The sequence below is a fragment of the Desulfomonilaceae bacterium genome (assembly GCA_041662605.1).
GTDB lineage: Bacteria > Desulfobacterota > Desulfomonilia > Desulfomonilales > Desulfomonilaceae > CAJBEZ01.
This window is the reverse complement of record JBAZSD010000001.1, coordinates 191925-209359: the sequence shown is the minus strand read 5'-3', so window position 1 is coordinate 209359 and position 17435 is coordinate 191925. Positions and strand designations below refer to the sequence as shown.

Annotated in this window: 20 protein-coding genes; 16 read left to right on the top strand and 4 right to left on the bottom strand. The window is 46.3% G+C overall.

The features are described from left to right. Nucleotides 1-73: 73 nt before the first annotated feature. The 16 genes from WC647_00845 to WC647_00770 all read left to right on the top strand — a co-directional run bounded on the left by WC647_00845 (nucleotide 74) and on the right by WC647_00770 (nucleotide 9775). Complete coding sequence (locus WC647_00845; protein MFA6220838.1) at nucleotides 74-880, top strand: GvpL/GvpF family gas vesicle protein; 807 nt, start codon at nucleotides 74-76, stop codon at nucleotides 878-880. Beyond that, nucleotides 880-1605 carry a GvpL/GvpF family gas vesicle protein gene (locus WC647_00840; GenBank protein MFA6220837.1) on the top strand — a complete coding sequence of 242 codons (726 nt, stop codon included), beginning with the start codon at nucleotides 880-882 and terminating at the stop codon, nucleotides 1603-1605. Before WC647_00845 ends, WC647_00840 begins: the two co-directional genes overlap by 1 nt. A 69-nt stretch (nucleotides 1606-1674) precedes the next feature. Continuing rightward, nucleotides 1675-3156 (top strand): ATP-binding protein, encoded by a 1482-nt coding sequence (locus tag WC647_00835; protein MFA6220836.1) that lies wholly within the window; start codon nucleotides 1675-1677, stop codon nucleotides 3154-3156. 18 nt (nucleotides 3157-3174) lie between these two features. Then, on the top strand, nucleotides 3175-3567 hold the full coding sequence (locus WC647_00830) for a response regulator (GenBank protein ID MFA6220835.1): 393 nt from the start codon (nucleotides 3175-3177) through the stop codon (nucleotides 3565-3567). A gap of 403 nt (nucleotides 3568-3970) precedes the next feature. Next, the gene (gene gvpA, locus WC647_00825) at nucleotides 3971-4189 is read left to right on the top strand and encodes a gas vesicle structural protein GvpA (protein ID MFA6220834.1); all 219 of its coding nucleotides are present in this window, start codon (nucleotides 3971-3973) and stop codon (nucleotides 4187-4189) included. A 159-nt stretch (nucleotides 4190-4348) separates the two neighbouring features. Beyond that, nucleotides 4349-5182 carry a hypothetical protein gene (locus tag WC647_00820; GenBank protein ID MFA6220833.1) on the top strand — a complete coding sequence of 278 codons (834 nt, stop codon included), beginning with the start codon at nucleotides 4349-4351 and terminating at the stop codon, nucleotides 5180-5182. An 85-nt stretch (nucleotides 5183-5267) separates the two neighbouring features. After that, a complete protein-coding gene (locus tag WC647_00815) occupies nucleotides 5268-5588 on the top strand; it encodes a hypothetical protein (GenBank protein ID MFA6220832.1) in 321 nt (106 codons plus the stop codon). 100 nt (nucleotides 5589-5688) lie between these two features. Next, entirely contained in the window at nucleotides 5689-6690 is a 1002-nt protein-coding gene (gene gvpN / locus WC647_00810; GenBank protein ID MFA6220831.1) for a gas vesicle protein GvpN, read from the top strand. A 15-nt stretch (nucleotides 6691-6705) separates the two neighbouring features. Continuing rightward, complete coding sequence (locus WC647_00805) at nucleotides 6706-7071, top strand: hypothetical protein (protein MFA6220830.1); 366 nt, start codon at nucleotides 6706-6708, stop codon at nucleotides 7069-7071. Between the two features lie 51 nt (nucleotides 7072-7122). Next, the gene (locus tag WC647_00800) at nucleotides 7123-7335 is read left to right on the top strand and encodes a hypothetical protein (GenBank protein MFA6220829.1); all 213 of its coding nucleotides are present in this window, start codon (nucleotides 7123-7125) and stop codon (nucleotides 7333-7335) included. Nucleotides 7336-7363: 28 nt separating this feature from the next. Then, nucleotides 7364-7579, top strand: a complete 216-nt coding sequence (locus WC647_00795; GenBank protein MFA6220828.1) for a hypothetical protein — start codon at nucleotides 7364-7366, stop codon at nucleotides 7577-7579. Nucleotides 7580-7612: 33 nt separating this feature from the next. Then, nucleotides 7613-8377 (top strand): GvpL/GvpF family gas vesicle protein, encoded by a 765-nt coding sequence (locus WC647_00790; protein ID MFA6220827.1) that lies wholly within the window; start codon nucleotides 7613-7615, stop codon nucleotides 8375-8377. Nucleotides 8378-8411: 34 nt separating this feature from the next. Beyond that, nucleotides 8412-8723, top strand: a complete 312-nt coding sequence (locus WC647_00785; GenBank protein MFA6220826.1) for a gas vesicle protein GvpG — start codon at nucleotides 8412-8414, stop codon at nucleotides 8721-8723. Between the two features lie 42 nt (nucleotides 8724-8765). Further along, nucleotides 8766-9035, top strand: a complete 270-nt coding sequence (locus tag WC647_00780) for a gas vesicle protein (protein ID MFA6220825.1) — start codon at nucleotides 8766-8768, stop codon at nucleotides 9033-9035. Nucleotides 9036-9069: 34 nt separating this feature from the next. Further along, on the top strand, nucleotides 9070-9501 hold the full coding sequence (locus WC647_00775; protein MFA6220824.1) for a gas vesicle protein K: 432 nt from the start codon (nucleotides 9070-9072) through the stop codon (nucleotides 9499-9501). A gap of 13 nt (nucleotides 9502-9514) precedes the next feature. Continuing rightward, nucleotides 9515-9775, top strand: a complete 261-nt coding sequence (locus tag WC647_00770; GenBank protein MFA6220823.1) for a gas vesicle protein — start codon at nucleotides 9515-9517, stop codon at nucleotides 9773-9775. Nucleotides 9776-9874: 99 nt separating this feature from the next. Here WC647_00770 and WC647_00765 read toward each other — a convergent pair whose 3' ends face one another. The 4 genes from WC647_00765 to rimO form a co-directional block, all read right to left on the bottom strand. Further along, the gene (locus WC647_00765; protein ID MFA6220822.1) at nucleotides 9875-10537 is read right to left on the bottom strand and encodes a cyclase family protein; all 663 of its coding nucleotides are present in this window, start codon (nucleotides 10535-10537) and stop codon (nucleotides 9875-9877) included. A gap of 65 nt (nucleotides 10538-10602) precedes the next feature. Continuing rightward, nucleotides 10603-10989, bottom strand: coding sequence for a YraN family protein (locus WC647_00760; protein ID MFA6220821.1), 387 nt, complete (start codon nucleotides 10987-10989; stop codon nucleotides 10603-10605). Between the two features lie 3 nt (nucleotides 10990-10992). Then, the gene (locus tag WC647_00755; protein ID MFA6220820.1) at nucleotides 10993-15276 is read right to left on the bottom strand and encodes an acyl-CoA dehydratase activase; all 4284 of its coding nucleotides are present in this window, start codon (nucleotides 15274-15276) and stop codon (nucleotides 10993-10995) included. A gap of 722 nt (nucleotides 15277-15998) precedes the next feature. Next, the gene (gene rimO / locus WC647_00750) at nucleotides 15999-17432 is read right to left on the bottom strand and encodes a 30S ribosomal protein S12 methylthiotransferase RimO (protein MFA6220819.1); all 1434 of its coding nucleotides are present in this window, start codon (nucleotides 17430-17432) and stop codon (nucleotides 15999-16001) included. Between the last annotated feature and the right edge of the window lie 3 nt (nucleotides 17433-17435).

The following is a 17435-nucleotide window of genomic DNA, read 5'->3' as shown; positions in this document are numbered from 1 at the left end:
AAACTCAACAGGCAGGTTTTGCTCGAATAGCCGACCTGCCTGTATAGTTTTTCCCAAGAAAAGAGAATTCCTAATGGGATCGGCCCTATATGTGTTCGGTTTTGTGCCGAAAGGGACCTTACCGGGAGATCTTGAAATCGACGGGATTGAGCATGACCACATAGTTATTCAGGAAGAGCTGTCAACCGTCAACGCTGTTGTGTCCTATGTTCCGATGTCTGAGTTTGTCGGAGAAGAAGCGGAAATTCGCTTGCAAGACATAGAATGGGTAACTCCCCGAGCGGTAAAACATCAGTACGCTATTGAGAAAATACTGGAGTTCAGCCCAATCCTGCCTGCTCAATTCGGCGTACTCTTCTCCAGTAGAGATAATCTGGAAAAATTTGTCCAGAGTAATCATGCGGAAATTACGGAATTCCTCGAGTTGATATCGGACAAGAGCGAGTGGGGCGTAAAAGTTTACTGGGATAGCTTACTAACAAAACAGCTTCTCATGGAGACTGAATTTGAAGCGCAGGTTCAACAACTGGCCGAACTCAGTGAAGGAGCCCGTTATTTTAAGGAAAAGCAACTAAATTCAGAAATAGAAAGAAATGTTGCAGATCAGCTCAGAAGTATTTTGGTCGACTCATCGACACAACTATCAAATATTTCGCACAACGCGCGGAAGCGGAAAATAATCATAGATGATTCAAGTGAAGAAGGCCAGCGAATGGTTGCAAACTGGGCCTTTCTGCTTGAAACGGCTAGAACTGACGAATTCATGTCGATACTCAACAAAATTAACGCTAATTTTTCACCTAATGGAATTTTTTTGCGGGTTTCCGGTCCATGGCCTCCGTATTCGTTTGTTCCCAGTCTGGAATGGGAGTATAGTTGATGAAGTGGCTCCTATACTGCGTCTTGAATTCAACAAATATTGAGGAAGAGGCGCCGCTTGTTGGAGTTGGTGAGCAGCGGATCGTGTTCCTGAGCTGTTCAGGTCTGTTTGCGGCGGTTTCTCGTTTTGACGGTTTGGAAACACCTTTCGATGTTAATTCTATGATCACCTATCACAGAGTGATAGAAACCTTGTTCAACCGAACGGCGATAATACCATTCAGATTCAAGACTCTTTTGAATAGTGAAGAAGAGGTCTTGACTATGCTTAAAGATAAAGACGCTCATTATAAAAAGTTACTTTCAACTTTGGATGGGGTGGTCGAGCTAGGGATAAGACTGGTAAAAGCCAAACCGGTTCAAGACAATCCGCTGAACAATCGCGTATTTACGCCACCCTCTGATAGTCTAAATCCCGGGATGTCATATCTGAAAAGTAGAAAAGCGTTTTACTCCACTGCGTTTTGGATTCAAGATCAGACAAAAGAATTTTCGGATTTATGCGTTAGCCAATTTGAAGGCCTTTTTATAAAGCTTAAAAGTGAAGCTACGACTCTACCTGAGATCCAGAATCGTAAGAACCTTACTCTGATATCGATCTATTTTCTCGTAAAGAAAGATCTGATTCAAGAATTCACACTCAAATTTCGGGAGATTAGGGCTCTGGTTACTGGCAGAATGTTACTAAGCGGCCCTTGGCCACCATATAATTTCGTCGTTTCATAAACCAAAGATCATTTCCAGGGGATTTATCCTTAGTTTAAGGCGCCTGCGTTGGATCAAGAGGTGTGAAAAATGGAAGCTGAGGTGTTGGGGGCTCCGAAAAGGGAAAGTTTTAGCAGACACGCCAAACTTTTTGAGATGCTGCTGGAAGCTATACCCTCATCTGTCTTGTTGATAGATAGTCAAATGAGAATTGTCGCGGTGAACAGAAATTTTCTGGAAAAAAACCGCAAGATGCGTGAACAGGCAATCGGGGCGAGACTGCAGGATCTTCTACCCGAGCCCCTCATTGAATACATGGACATCACTGCCCGAGTGAGGCAAGTTTTTGATCACAAAATGACCACACGGGGCGGACGAATGACTTACAGGGCGCCTGGCGTGCCACTACGAGTCTATTACTACAGCATTTTGCCGTTCTTGTGGCAGGGGCAAGTCGAAAACGTAATGCTGCTAATGGACGACGTGACAGAACAAATAAGATTGGGAGAAGAGGTTGTTAAGGCCCAAAGACATCTGGCCGGAATAGTTGAAAGCGCGTGGGACATAATCCTGTCTACGGATTCGGAAGGTATTGTCCTGACCTGGAATACTGCGGCTGAGAGATTGACAGGTTTCCGTTCAAATGAAATCTGCGGAGCGCTTTTCTTCGATCTGTTCCAAGCGGAGCTTCAACCGGAAATACGTAGGATCCTGAAGAAAGTTGCGGGACAAGGTGAATCTCAAGTTGGTGAATGGGACCTGATAACCAAGAACAATGAATGTCTGCCGATCGGTTGGATTTTTTCGGGGATGAAAGATGAAAATAACATGACCGTTGGTATAGTCGCAATTGGTCGAGATTTAAGGGAACGAAAAGAATTGGAGATGGAATTATTAAAGTCCCAAAAGCTGGCTGCTTTAGGTGTAATGGCCGGAGGAATAGCCCATGAAATAAGAAATCCGCTGGCAGTGAGCTATTCTTCAGCTCAGTTTCTGTTGGAAGATACGATTGATCCAGAATTTAACAAAGTCTGCATTCACAAAATCCTGTCCGGGATTGAGAAGGCGTCAACGATTATTCAAGACCTCCTTAAATTTGCCAGACCTTCTTCATCCAGCGATATGGAACAGTTGGATCTTGTTTCGGTCCTCAATGACGCGGTCAAGCTTGTTGTCAATCAAGCCAAAATACAAAAAGTGCAGGTTTCCGTCGAAAACAAGGGGCGGGAAGTCAGGGTCTTGGGACACTCCAATCTCTTGCAGCAGGTATTTGTGAATTTGTTTTTAAACGGCTTGAACGCGATGACCGAGGGTGGAGAACTTAATGTCCATGTTGAAAAAACGGAAACTGAAGCTTGTGTGAAAATATCTGACACCGGTGTAGGCATCCCAAAACAGGACCTCGAAAGGATCTTTGATCCGTTTTATACATCCGCCTCCGTTGGTAAGGGCACGGGCCTGGGACTGTCCATTTGCCATTCCATCATAGTAAAGCAGCACCTTGGTAAAATAGAAGTCGATAGTGAAGAGGGTAGTGGATCGACATTTTGCGTGAGTCTGCCTATATTCTGAAAATAGAGTTAATAATAAATGGAATCACTCCCCACGATTCTCGTAATAGACGATGAGCCTGACATGTTGTGGGTCTTGGAAAGCGTCCTCAGGAGCAACAACTTCGACGTTTTTAGGGCCTCTACAGGAGCTGAAGCATTGGCTATCGCTCCTCAAACTGAGTTTGAGATAGCTTTTCTCGACGCGAAGTTGCCGGACATGGAAGGTCTGGAAATAGCGCGTCTGCTCAAAGTATCACACCCCTCGACAAAAATTATCATGATTTCCGGTTATTACTACGAACACGATGACAAGATCCAGGAAGCGCTCAGAACAGGTCTCATTGTCCACTTTATTCCCAAGCCCTTTTCGAACGCCGCTATCGTGGATGCGGTGAAATCTGCGCGTTTGTTGTCCCAACCTTCAGATTAAAAGTACCTTAATACGGGGGCATAATGCATAGATATGGAATCAATTCCATAGATGTAGTTCCACATGTCTCCTTTTGTCGCCATACATTTCTGATATCGGCCGGCGTATTAAACGTCCGCATAAGTTATGTGAAATGCGCTTGAGATGTCTCTTGGCTTGGCTGGACGTGATAGCGCCGCCTTCGATTCTAAAGAATGAACCCGCGAGGACCTCTGTTACACCAAATGTCTTTTCTAAAGCAATGATAAGTTTATTATACCGCTTGGATAGACGCTTCCCTGCTATGCTTTAACGAGACGAGATACAGCCCCGCTCATCTTGGCACGTATCTAGCATTTACAATGGTCGGCATGCCAAATCATCAAAAGCCGTTAAGGCAAACTAAAACAGATGGAGGGAGAAAATGGCCAAGATAGCTAAATCTACCGATTCTTCCAGCCTCGCAGAGGTTGTGGACAGGATCTTGGACAAAGGTATCGTGATCGACGCTTGGGTGAAGGTCTCATTGGTTGGTATTGAGCTGCTCACAGTCGAGGCGAGGGTTGTCATCGCATCAGTCGAGACCTACCTGAAATACGCTGAAGCTATTGGTCTCACCGCCAGCGCCGCCGCTCCTGCGTAATTAGGCATATCTGCCTCTGGGTCCCCAACGGCTATGGGGGGAGCTGAGATACTGCGCCCCCCGAAGCTCTGGGTCCAGCGAAACCTGACATAACTGATCAGCTTGATTGACGAGAAAGAGTTGGCAAATCTGTCGGGTTAAACAGACAAAGGAGGATTAATGGGCGCTCTGACTGACGACATCGCCAGATTGTGCGGAGAGATTGAAGGCTTGCGGGAGTCTCGCAAAGTCTTTGGGGCTCATCTCGATAAAGAAACCAAGGAAATGAAAACCGAGGTTTCAAAAATGCGCGGCGGTTTCCGACAAGACCAGAAAAATATGGCGGTTCGGACCAAGGCCGATCGAGTAAAGTTCGTCTCAACTCTGGATGTTGAAGTTAACGGTCTCCTGAACGCCTTTGACAAGAGCCATGCTGAAATGGCGGCCAAGACCAAAAAGGCAAACGCTGAGTTCGTTTCAGATGTAGCCAACCACGTGTCCGGTCTCCTGACGGGTTATGACAAAAACCGAAAGGAGATGGGGGTCACTACGAAGCGAGAAAACGCCATTTTCGTAGCTGATGTGATCAGGTTCGTCAATGCCAAGAACAAAGAGACGAAGGTAATGATGGACGGGTTCAAGGCCGAGCACGTAAAAATGGCAAAAGCGACGAAGGCAGACAGGAACAAGTTTGTAAACCAACTTGAAAACAATGTCAAAGCGATGAGGAAAGTGAATGTTGATGAATTAGTAGGCGCACGAGCTGCATGGGTAACATTGTCTCCCCAGGGACGAAAATCAAAGTTAGAGGCTGAACAACGAGCCAAGACTGAACGGGACAGAAAAGCTCGGATGGAAGCTGAACAACGAGCTAAGGCTGAACAGGACAGAAAAGCTCGGATGGAAGCTGAACAGAGAGCCAAGGCCCTGGAAGAGTCAAGGTCAAGAGCAGAGGCCGAAAGATCTAAAGCTCAAGCTCAATCATCGGCAGGCATAAAAAAAGACAAGAAATGAAAAACATTGGTCAAGCCAAGGCCATCGGATTATCAGACCTGATCTGAAAAGCGATGGCCGACGCTAGGCCAACAAGAGAAAGACCATGAGTAAAATAACCTGTTCATTCTGCAGAGGTACCGGGAAAGACCCTTTCGGCATTATGTCGTGGCAGTCCGTATGCAGTGTGTGTGGCGGTAAAGGGGTCGTTGATGTTCCCAAACCTTACAGGGTTTGTCCTCACTGTGGTGGAACTGGGGCTGTTAAAACGTTTACCTGCACAAGCTGTAAGGGCAAGGGTTATGTTCCATTACCATCGAGTCCAATTGTTACTTGCCCGGAATGCCGTGGATCAGGAGATGATCAATCAAATCCCTCTCTTGATTGTCTCAAATGCCATGGCAAAGGATTTGTTATCACAGTCTGATCCGCTTTAGGCTGAATCGATCTCTTCCCGAAAGTTCTTCCACATTCCGGAGTGGACGGCCGATCAATAAAATTCAGGTGGTGAAAAGGGAGCAAAAGTCATGGGAGGCCTGGAAAATATAGAAGTTATTCAATCTGAAATTATCAAGAATGATGATGACAATGTTGTTCCGCAAGCTAGTGAACAGTTTGTCTATACATCGCACGTACGCAATTTGACGGAGAAGGCTATGGCCTTCCTCAACGTCGGCTATTCGGTCCATTTCGCAGGCCCAGCCGGGACCGGTAAAACGACTCTTGCTTTCCATCTGGCGGCTGAACGCGAAAGACCGGTCATTTTGATTCATGGGGATGACGAATTCGGGAGTTCGGACCTGGTTGGCCGGGATTCCGGTTATCGCAAGTCCAAACTGATCGACAATTATATTCATTCCGTCGTGCGAACTGAAGAAGAGATGCGCAGCCTGTGGGTCGACAATCGTTTAACAACAGCGTGTCGAGAAGGATATACTCTGATTTATGATGAATTCACAAGGTCTAGGCCGGAGGCTAATAACGTCCTCTTGAGCATCCTTGAGGAAAAAATTCTAAATCTACCCAGTATGCGCCGTACAGGTGAAGGTTATCTTGAAGTCCATCCAGATTTTAGGGCCATTTTTACGTCCAACCCCGAAGAATACGCCGGTGTGCATAAAACACAGGACGCTCTCCTCGATCGTCTGATCACGATAAATGTCGATCACTATGATCGTGAAACCGAAGTTCAGATAACAATGTCAAAATCCGGAATTCCTCTATCAGACGCTGAAACAATTGTAGACATTATTAGAGAGCTTCGCATGGTTGGAGTAAACAACCATAGACCGACAATACGGGCCTGTATAGCTATTGGAAAAGTGATAGCTCACATGGGCGCCCGGGCCCGTGAGAATGACCCTACCTTTGACTGGGTTTGCCAGGATGTATTAAACACCGATACGGCAAAGGTTACCAGATCGGGGCAATCCCTTATGCCTGAAAAGATCAAAGAGGTCATCAAGAGGGTTTGTCGCAAAAATAAGGCTCAGAGAAAAGCTACAATAAGGCCGGTGACTGTAGATTAAGATTGGAGTAAAAAGATGAGTATACGCCGATCACAAAATATTCGAAGTGTTCGAGATATTCGCACCTACTCCGGGAGGGTTGACGCCGGCGGGGTCCCTTACCTGGCTTATTTGAAAATAGGTTGCCTCGAGATGGAAAAAGCTCGTCGGGAGAAAGAAAGGGACGGCGCTCTGGCGCGTGTCCGAAACATCAATTCCAGGATCAACGATATTGAAGCTGAGAAAAGCATAATCCTCGAGAAACTTGGCGAACATCAGGGTAGGAAACAGGGACTCCCATCAGGAAATGACGGAACTGGCCATAGAAACGGCGGTGTGAAGGACAGGTCCTCTTTTCAATCCGGTAATAGGGACAAGGACGGTTTCAAAATAAGGTACTAATAGCGCCCGCGAATAGTGGCGCTGTGTAGTTCCGGAAAACGGAGTTGAGTAATGATCAGGATAAAAACATCCGACGAGATTAAAACCAGCTCGGAAATAAAGAGTTATCGGTCGTTGAGACATCCGGTAGGACCCCCTCTTAGCTCCCTGGATTGGGGACGAATGAAGATGGGTCACGCAAAACGTATGGCAAAAAAGGATTGGAAAATCTGGTTCCAGGCAGGAACCCAATGTGGGTTAAAAAAAAAGGTCCTGGGAAGTTGAATTCCTAAAAGATGGAAGGAATAAAAAGATGAAGATCAGATGTGTTTCATGTGGACACAGTATTTCTCTGGATGACGCCTACGACGATTTTGAAGGTCTGGTGAGGTGTTATGTCTGTAATGGACTATTACAAATAAAAACCGAAGAAGGAATGATCAAAGGCATTGTTGAAGGTTCCATGGAAAGGTCGCCCCAGATCATCGTAAAACATAGCTCACCGGTGTCAAAAGGAAAACAGGCCTAATTCGTAAATAAACTGCGGGACAGGAGCCCTGGAATGATGAAAAAAGTCACCAATATCCCCGCCAAAAACGGACGTTACCTGTACGCCATAATCCCTGGCGCGCACGAGCGGTCTTTTGGCCCGATAGGTATTAACGGGGCAAAAGTTTACACAATATGCGTCGGTGAAACCGCTGCGGTAGTTAGTGACGCTCCTAATGGAAGAATCCGTCCCGAACGAAAAAACTTCGCGGCTCACCAGGCTGTGCTCAAGACTCTTGTGGAGAATGGGGACCTTCTTCCAATGTCCTTCGGGAACATTTCCACCAATGGCTCCGCAGTAAAGGACTTTCTAGCTAAAAACAATTCTTCGATCGAAAAAGCCCTGAAACGAGTTTCAGGCAAAATTGAAATGGGGCTGAGAGTAAACCTCGATGTCCCCAATATTTTCGAATACCTGGTCAGGACTTATGATGAGCTTCGTATAGCTCGCGACGAATTGTTACGGCCGAATAGAGAACCAACCCAGGACGAGAAGATCGAACTGGGTCGCCTTTTTCAAAATATCCTGGAATCGGCCAGAGACGAACACATGGAGACGGTTTCCAAATGCCTGGCCCAACGCTGCTCGGAGATCAAGAGGAACAAGTGCAGGGATGAGCGTGAAATCATGAACCTCGCTTGCTTAATTGACCGAGGCGGCGTTGAAAAGTTTGAAGACGGCGTTTTAAAGGCTGCTAGTCTTTTTGATGACAACTTTGCGTTCGACTACAATGGGCCTTGGGCGCCACACAATTTTGTGGACCTTGAAGTAAAGTAAGAGCCTTTCCGGGCCTGTTTTAACAGAGGCGAAAATGTTTCTCGTTGACGACATATTGATGGCTCCAGTTAGTGGTGTTTTATGGATTTTTCAGGAAATCTATGAAGCTGCGGAGCAGGAACGCGCCAACGAAGCGGACAATATTACCCTCGAATTGCAAAAATTGTATAGGAGCCTGGAATCCGGGTCGATTTCCGAAGAGGACTTTGATGCCAGGGAATCTGCACTCCTTGATAGGCTTGACAGCATTGAAGGAATTGATTCTGACTCAGATGACGAGTTGGAAGACGACGAACAGGAAGATCAAGAAGCCCAGGTCGCCGAAGCGATCAGGGAAAGTAAATGATTCAACGGAACCGACTGTGTGTCATAATAGAAGAGACCGCTTATGCGCGATGATTTGATCAATGACGATCTCCACCAAGTAACTCTCTGCGAGGCCCTCGACAGGATACTGAACAAGGGAGCGGTGATCATAGGAGAAGTTACAATATCGGTGGCCAATGTGGACCTGATATACCTGGGTTTGCAGCTTGTTCTAACGTCTATAGAAACCAGGAACAACTCAAGTTCGGAAAACACGGGCCAGTCGTCAGCTTATGATTGCCTGGGACCGCAACAGGCTTCACAACTCGATAGCAATCAATTTCTCGTGTGATAAATTTAAGAGAGCGCTGATAAGGATTTAAATAATGGCTGCGCCATTTTGTATAGATGTTGAGACAAGCGAACTGGAAGGGACGGTAAACTTTCCTCGTGCAGTAAGTGTTTGTGAGGCGGCTGTCGAATCCGATTCTATCAAGGATTTCGCAACCATTATGAGCGTGACATCAGAGCTGAAGAGCAATTCCAAAAACGCCGCCGGGAAGATCAATCTTGAACAGGACAATGTTAAGAACGGTCTCGGTCAACTTGTTTTGACGCTTGTAAGGCTGTTGCACGAACTTCTGGAACGTCAAGCCATCAGAAGAATTGAAGCGGGGTCACTAAGTAATTCGGAGATTGAAAACATCGGCGTAACTCTAATGAGGCAAGCTGAAGAGATCGATAGACTTCGTAAGGAGTTTGGTCTTGAGAAAAAAGATTTAAACCTCGACCTCGGTCCGCTTGGCAAATTGCTGTAAGGAGGACCTGGAAATGGCTATGCAACAACATACGCGTCACTCGCTGGAAAGCACAAATCTAGCCGATCTGCTTGAGCGGGTGCTCGATAAAGGCATCGTAATAGCTGGCGACATAAAGATAAAACTTGTGGATGTCGAACTCTTGACGATTCAAATCAGATTGGTGATCTGTTCGGTCGATAAGGCCAAGGAAATTGGCATTGATTGGTGGGCAAACAATCCAGCGTTTCAAAAAGGACAGCCCGTCCCGATCGAAGAGTCGGCAGGAGCATAAGTTCGCTTTTCCCTTGGAAATCAGAATTTGTGTTGACTATTGCTCTGTGAGTTTCTTTATAGGCCCTGTTATGGGCTTTTCTTTTATTGGGAGCGTCACTCAACAGACGTATCCACGGGCTGACACATTGGAAGATAGACCCGTTTCAATCAAAACTCTGGCGGGCGCTCCGTCTCCACCTTCAATCTTCAACGGCAGGCAATAAATTTGGCAAGCGCCGAGGGGGGCGTCAAGCAAATCCAACCCTTCCACAATGAAAGCGCCCGCCGATAAAAGAATCCTGTGCGCAGGAGCGTCTTCGTCATCTAACCTGTCGACTGACAGATAGTCTATCCCAACAAGTTCTACGCCTCTTTCTATCAGCAATGCAGCGCCGGAATCCTCAATATATGTGTAATCACTGCGAACTTCCGGTTCTCTAATCTTTAAGCTGTTATCCGTCTTAAAAAATACCCGTTTTTCGTCGGTCAATGCTGAATTCTCGAGAACTATCCGATCGATGATGTTCACACCCCTCATATCCAGAACAACTCCCGGGCCTATCAAGACGTCGAGAGGAGCAAGCTCGATTGTCCTGCCGCCGCCCAGGTAATGGGCAGGGGCGTCAATGTGAGTTCCAGTGTGAGTAGTCAATGATAGCAGGGAAAGGTTGAATCCATCACCGTTTTTTATTGAAAATCCATGTTCAATAGAAAAAGAAGGGTCACCGGGGTAGGTCAACATCCCCGTCTTCAACGTTAAACTGACATCGAATATTGCCATGACACGGGTCTCAAATTAACAACAGAAGTGACGGGCACGCCCCGTTCCGCTACTACCAGGACTATTCATGGAGCGTCAAAAGCGTTTTGAATTATTTCTACATCCGGATCTGTCCCCAACGTGACAATCACAACATCAAATCTCATCGGGGAGTCTATCTGTTTACCGGAGATATAGAACTTCGCCGCCTTAATCACTCTGTTTAACTTGCGTTGGTCCAGTGTAAATAGGGGATTCAACGCTTCCTGTGAGTGACGGGAACGCACCTCTATAAAAACGAGGTCATCGCCCTGGGTCGCAATAAGATCGATCTCGCCCAGCTTGCAGAAATAATTCCTGGTGACAATTCTGTATCCAAGTTCCACCAGTTTGTGTTCCGCTATAAGCTCCGCCCGGGCGCCTCTAGCCCGGGTCGTAAGAGACGGGTCTGTTTGATCGTTTGGAGAAGCGATAATCTAATGCCTTTCAACCATCATTTTTTGGTGCAATCTCTTGGCTTGGAGCGAAAAAGCCTCCAATCGCGCTTCAATAATCTGTGGAAACGCATTCCCGTCTGTTTCTATCGCAAGAAAGGGCAGTTTACGGTCAGGACTCTTAAATATTGGATTGTCAAGGTTTGGTCTTGATCCGTTGTTGTCCATTGACGCGAGTTTTTCACCCACTGTGAATTTCTCGGACAAGATGGCTTCAGCGACTCGTGTAGGCATACATCCGAATGGACCTATTGAGATTATGCCGCAAGACGGATGAAGAATTTCATGGAGCGCAGCGCCTACCGTAAGGATCGCCTCTCCAGTTAACATTGGAGATATATAACGCTCCCCGGCCTTTATAAGATCGTCAACTTCCAGTATCTCGTTGAAAAACAGTCCGGAAGGTCCAAACAATTTCCTGACCTTTTTGTCAAAATGCCTCTTGACAAAATAACGAATCCAGAACGGAACATCACGGGAATCGCCCTCAATCCCAGTCTTGATGAGCCAGTCAACGTATTTAATCCATTCGCTGGTTTGAGATGTGCGGACAATAAAACCTCGATCCGACATTTTTTCAACAAGCTTTTGCAATGAGATAGGATCGTTTCGTACGTAGATTTCACCTATCAACGATATTTTCGGTATCTCATCGTACGGGGCTATAAGCGGAATCTTTGACAACTCGACCGCAGATAGGCCGATCTGTCGTTTTATCTCTTTCCATGGTCGGTGGATCACATCAACAAGAGATTTCCATTCCTTGAAAAATATTTCCAGACCGGATTCACGATCTTTGGCTGCAGCCATGATCGTGGACCAGATTTCATACATAACATCGCCTACTAGGATTGCTCGCCATGCAGGCAGTGTAAATCTGTCACCAAGTCCCATGTACCCGTTGGATGCGTTAAGAGTAAGGACAGCGGCATTGGGTATTTCGTGACGTTCAATCAACCTTCTGGAAAAAACATTGTACTGACCAAAACGACACGGACCGGCAGCTCCCGGCATGAAGTAGGCGGTAATTTCGTCCTTCGGCCGTAATTTCCAGAAATAATTCAGCATCGAGCCGACGGTTGTCTGGAGAGGCAAGCACTCTTTGCATGTTGAATTTCCGCGTCCTATTTTCAAAACTTCTTCATCCGCAGGAGGTAACCCATAGGCGTTTATGCCAACTTTTTCAAAGGTCCTGACAAGGGCTTGGTGCGCGAATCGTCCCATGGCAGGCAAGACCACACGAACTTTCGGGTGGTTTAACGGGTAATTCTGACCATCTGGTGTAATAATGCATGGTTTCCCATTCACCATGCCGGTAACTGCGGCCTTGAAGTCTTTATGAAGAGCTACAATTTTTTGCTGGCTTTGAAGCTCTCTATAGTAATGGACAATATCCAAAAACGCCTCAATTCGGGTTTCCAGACCCGCGTCGGCGGTATGACTGTCTAACTCAAGAGTAAGAGAGGGCTTGCGACCCATTTCATCCCTGAAGTAGCCGACTACAAAAGAGTCAGGACCGCATGAGAAGTTACTTATATAAACACCAAAAAGTTGAGGATGCTTTTTTACAAATCTGCCGGCCTTGAGAATCATTCTTCCCATTGACCAGTACATGGTTGCCTCGTCGTCCATGCTTTGATCTTCAAATGGCAGCATATCGAAAGGTAAGACTCGGTAACCCCTGGAAGCGAACTTCACAGGTATCCCTTTATTGGATTCCGACGTAAAGGAGTTATAAGGTCTGCCGAACAATACAATCGTGGTGATTTCGGGTGAGGCCTCTATCTCCTTCAAAATCTCGGCGCCTTTTGCCCGCAACCTTGCCTTGAAGTTGTCCTGAGCCTCAACAGCGGCCTTAAAAGCTCTCAAACCGTCGGCCTTGCTCTTGCCAAGCCCGGTGGCGATACCCACAAAATCATCTTTGCAAGATTGCAGACCTCGACTCATGTTAAGAAACGGACGTAAAATCTGTTTTGATTTAATCTGCTCAAACGCCGTCGATAGGTAGAAACCTTCACCCTGTACAAACACGCATGTACAGGTGTTGGGGTCTTCATCGTCAGTTGGAATGCCCCGGACGTGTGGCAGAAAGAGGATATCCGGGTCCGTTTGAATAAGGGTTGACATGTATCCGTGGGCAATCTCTACCGGAAAGCAGAAAGCGGCGCCCTGCTGGTCGCTTCCCTCAGGATCTATCTTATCAGGCAGGACAACACGGTATCCAAGTTCATTAAAGAATCTGTTAAAAAGGGGAAAATACGTATTGATCAGAAAAGATCTGTTCATACCGATTACAGGTCGATTATCGGACGGGGATTGGGGTTTAAGGTCTTCAAAAACCAATTTTTGCCGATAATCCACCATGTTCAAACTCTTGGTGTCAACTTCCAGGTTACGAATCAGGTTGACATATCTGTTACACGCTCCTCCAAATGGATATGTCTTTCCTTCCAGCTCGATCCGGGCGATTTCACACCGACGGTCACACTTTTCCTTCCCACCGCCGCAGACGAAAGACTTTTTGTAAATTACCTCCCGATTCGCAAGCTGTTTAAGATCAAAGCGCTCTTCCTTCATCAGGCCGAGACTTATTCGACGGTCAACTTCCAGCGCCACACCAAAGGCGCCCATCAAACCGGGCTCCGGCGGCACCACTATCTCCTTACCGGTTAACGCCGCCATAGCTGCCGGGATAGCCTCATTGTAACAGACGCCTCCCTGCATGAAGACTTTCTTCCCGACAGGTCTATTACCTTTGACCCTATTTGAATAATTCATGCAGATCGAATAAACCAACCCCGCGACTATGTCATTTACAGGAATACCCTCCTGAGCGGCGTTTTTGATGTCAGAACCGATAAAAGCGGCGCACTGGTCGTTGAAATTAGGGGGGTTGGTCGCTGTATAAGCTACTTTCCCGATATCAGTCACTTTAAGTCCCAGACTTTCTTTTGCAGATTCTTCAAGAAATGAACCAGTGCCGGCGCTACAGGCTTCATTCATAGCGTAGTCGCTCGGAACTCCGTTGGTGATGTAAGTGTACTTTGCGTCCTGCCCACCGATCTCAAATATTGTGTCAACCTCGTTATCGAAATGGACCGCTGCTGCCGCATGCGCAATAATTTCGTTTATCACGCCCTCTGTCATCGCATGAAGACCGGCAATCTGCCGACCTGATCCTGTAACGCCCAGACCCAATATGTTTATATCGCAGTCCAATTGCTTAAGCAGGCTCCGGTAAACATTTCTCGACGCTCCAACAGGGTCACCGTCCGTTCGCAAGTAGTCTGCGGCTAGAATGGCCTTGTCGTTTTGGCGCATGAGCACGCCTTTTGTGGTCGTCGAACCGACATCGAGTCCAAGGATAACCCTGTCACCTCCTTGAGCCATTCCTCTGGAACGTTCCTTGAAGCTCACGAGGTCGCGAAAGTTGGAAAGAGGTTTTAAGAAACTGAACGCGGAACTTTTTTGCTCAAAAACTTCGGTTGTTCCAGTATATGGTGTAGTTGGATTATCAAGGGCCCAAATTGCCGCGCCCATAGCCTCGAAATAAGGGGCTTGTTCGGGAATAAACAAGTCTTGTAGCTCATGGGAAAGGTAATGGATCATAGTCTTGTTAAGCGATGATCCCCCTATGAGAGCAACGGACCTTTTGGGTAATTTCTTCAACAATTCTACTATCTTGCTGGACATCATCATGGCCAGCCCTGAGACGACCTGGTCCTTAGGAATGCCTTTGTTCAAAGCGTGAGTGCAATCGCTCTTACAGAACACGGAACAACGGCCGGAAACCTTGTGTGGATGGTCCGAAACCCCGAGACGTTCGACCTCAGTTAGGCCTATGTTCATCCGTCCTATCTGTTGCAGGAAAAACTCCCCAGTTCCTGAAGCGCACTTGTTGCCTGTTTGAATACCCTGGATCTTGTTGTCTTCGTCAAGGTGATACACCATAAAGGTTTCACCGCCCGCGCTAACCAAGACCCTATATTTATTTATGTCCGGCAACGCGAATGAGACCGCTGATTCAATAGCTTCAGGTTCCGAGATTGTAGTCAATCTTATGAAATTAATGAATTTGCGTCCGGTTACGGCTAACCGAACAGTTTTGATATCCGGTATACTTTCGAGAGCATCCAGGAGGGTTTTCCTGGGGTTTCCTTCGTGAGTAATCGTCTTTGAGTCAAGAACTGAAATTTGATCGCCTTGACGTTCCACACGACAAATACTCAACGTCGAAGCTCCCAGGCACATGCCAAGCGCTTCCATCAGATTATCTCCATACATATCGTCAGTTTTTGAGGTGTCCTATTTTTTGGGGTCGCCAAAGTTAGTTATAATAAAATTAGTCTTTAATGTATTCCAATTAGTACCTTCAAAGCAACAGCACGCAAATCATTTCAAGTCGGAACTGTCATGAGTGGTTATTATAAGCTTTCACTAATATAAATAATATGTTGATATAATAAATCTAAATTTTGCATACAGTGTTTTTCCTAGATCAATCAAAAAAAAGAGTGACAAAACATCTTTTTTGATTACATTCTAAGGTCGCTAATTTTATGGGCTACGGTCAAGGAGGACAAATTTTGAACAAAAAGATTTTCATGTTGTTGGTCGTTTCGCTGGCCATAGTGGGAATGGCTTCAGTCGCTTTCTGTAGTTGAGCCGGCTGTTTTCCCTCCTGGTCAGGAGGATCATCGAGTTCCTACTCATCGAATTCATACTCGCCGTACTACGGAGGATATTCAGACCCATACGGGTACGGGTATGGCTCTTCAGGACAATATGGATACCAGACACAAAGTCCAACTCGTAAGCCTGCCAAGAAAGCCAAGAGTAACAAACCCGCCAACTAGATTAAGTCAAGCATATAAAATAGGCGGGCTTTTACACAGTCCGCCTATTCATTTCATGGAATTATAACTCTAATGCGGGGTCCCATTTTTGTTAACTCGAGCGTTGCTGTTGAACTCCAATAATTCGTGAGTTCAATCCTGTATCTCACCGAACAGGTCCACTCCATTAGCTCCCGTTATCAGCACGCGCTTGATCGCTCCTACATCGGCCGTTCCCGATGTAATATAAAGCTTTCCGTCTACTTCCGGAGCCTGGTCCCAGACCCTACCCTCCAAAAGCAAATCTGATTCTTCTGAGATACCTTCCACTATTGAGGACTCAATCCGACCGATTCTCGTCTTGTTCCTCTTTTTCAAGAATGTTGAGTGAATAGATCGAATCGCCCTGGCTCGCGCGTTTTTAATTTTCTTCTGAATGGGGTCTCCAAGCTTTTCTGAAGGAGATCCTTCTTCCTGAAAGTAGGTAAAAACCCCTACATGGTCCAACTTAAACTCGCTGATAAAACGTTTGAGTTCGTCAAAATCCGAGTCCTCTTCTGTGGGATAACCAACCATGACCGTTGTCCTAATCACTATCTCAGGGATCCTGGAACGCATGAAATCAATCATGTCCTTTATTTTTTCCCCATTCCAGGGCCTCCCCATAGATTTCAAGACCCGGTCGGAAATGTGCTGAATGGGGACATCAACATAAGGCAATATTTTCTGAGATCCCTGAATCATATCAATAAGATCTGATTTGACGCCGCTGGGATACAAGTACATCAGCCTTATCCACTCTATGCCGGGTGTTGAGTCAAGCCTCTCAAGTAACCTGACGAGGCCATTCTTGATACCCAGATCGCGTCCATATGACGAGAGATCCTGCGCGACCAGAACCAGCTCTTTCACGCCGAGACCAGACAGCGTCGTCGCCTCTCGGGCTAAATCCTCAATGGTCTCACTCCTGAGCTTTCCCCGTATCAGTGGAATCGCGCAAAATTTACATTCATGATCACATCCATCTGAAATCCTCAAATATGCGAATCCAGGGGTGGACAAGGCTCGGTTGAATTCGTAAATATCACTGCTTTTTTCTTTAACCGCGAGTTGAGCGACGGCCTCCGCTGAATCATCCGAGGAGCCGCAATCATTGCCTCTCTCGTAATCAGGACAAATTTGATATTCATAACGAAGACGGCTAGAAGACTCTTTACGGTTGTTTAACCTTTCAGTTTTTTTCAAGAGACTCAGTTTAACCGACTGCGCAAACCCTTCTATCTGTTCCGGTGTTATGAACATGTCAACTTCCGGAAACGATTCATGCAACTTCTGTTTGTAACGTAAAGGCAAACAGCCCGCGACGACGAGAAGGGCCGTGGGGTTCAATTGAAAACTGTCGAGAATCACGGAGATTGATTCTTCAACAGCGGGTTGAATGAATGCGCATGTATTTATTATTAGCACCTGGGCCTTTTGTTGATCTTCAGTATATTTAAATCCTGCGGCGAACATGACGTGGAGGATTTTTTCACTGTCCACTCTATTTTTCGGGCAGCCCAGACTTATAAGGTTAAAATATTTCATTTT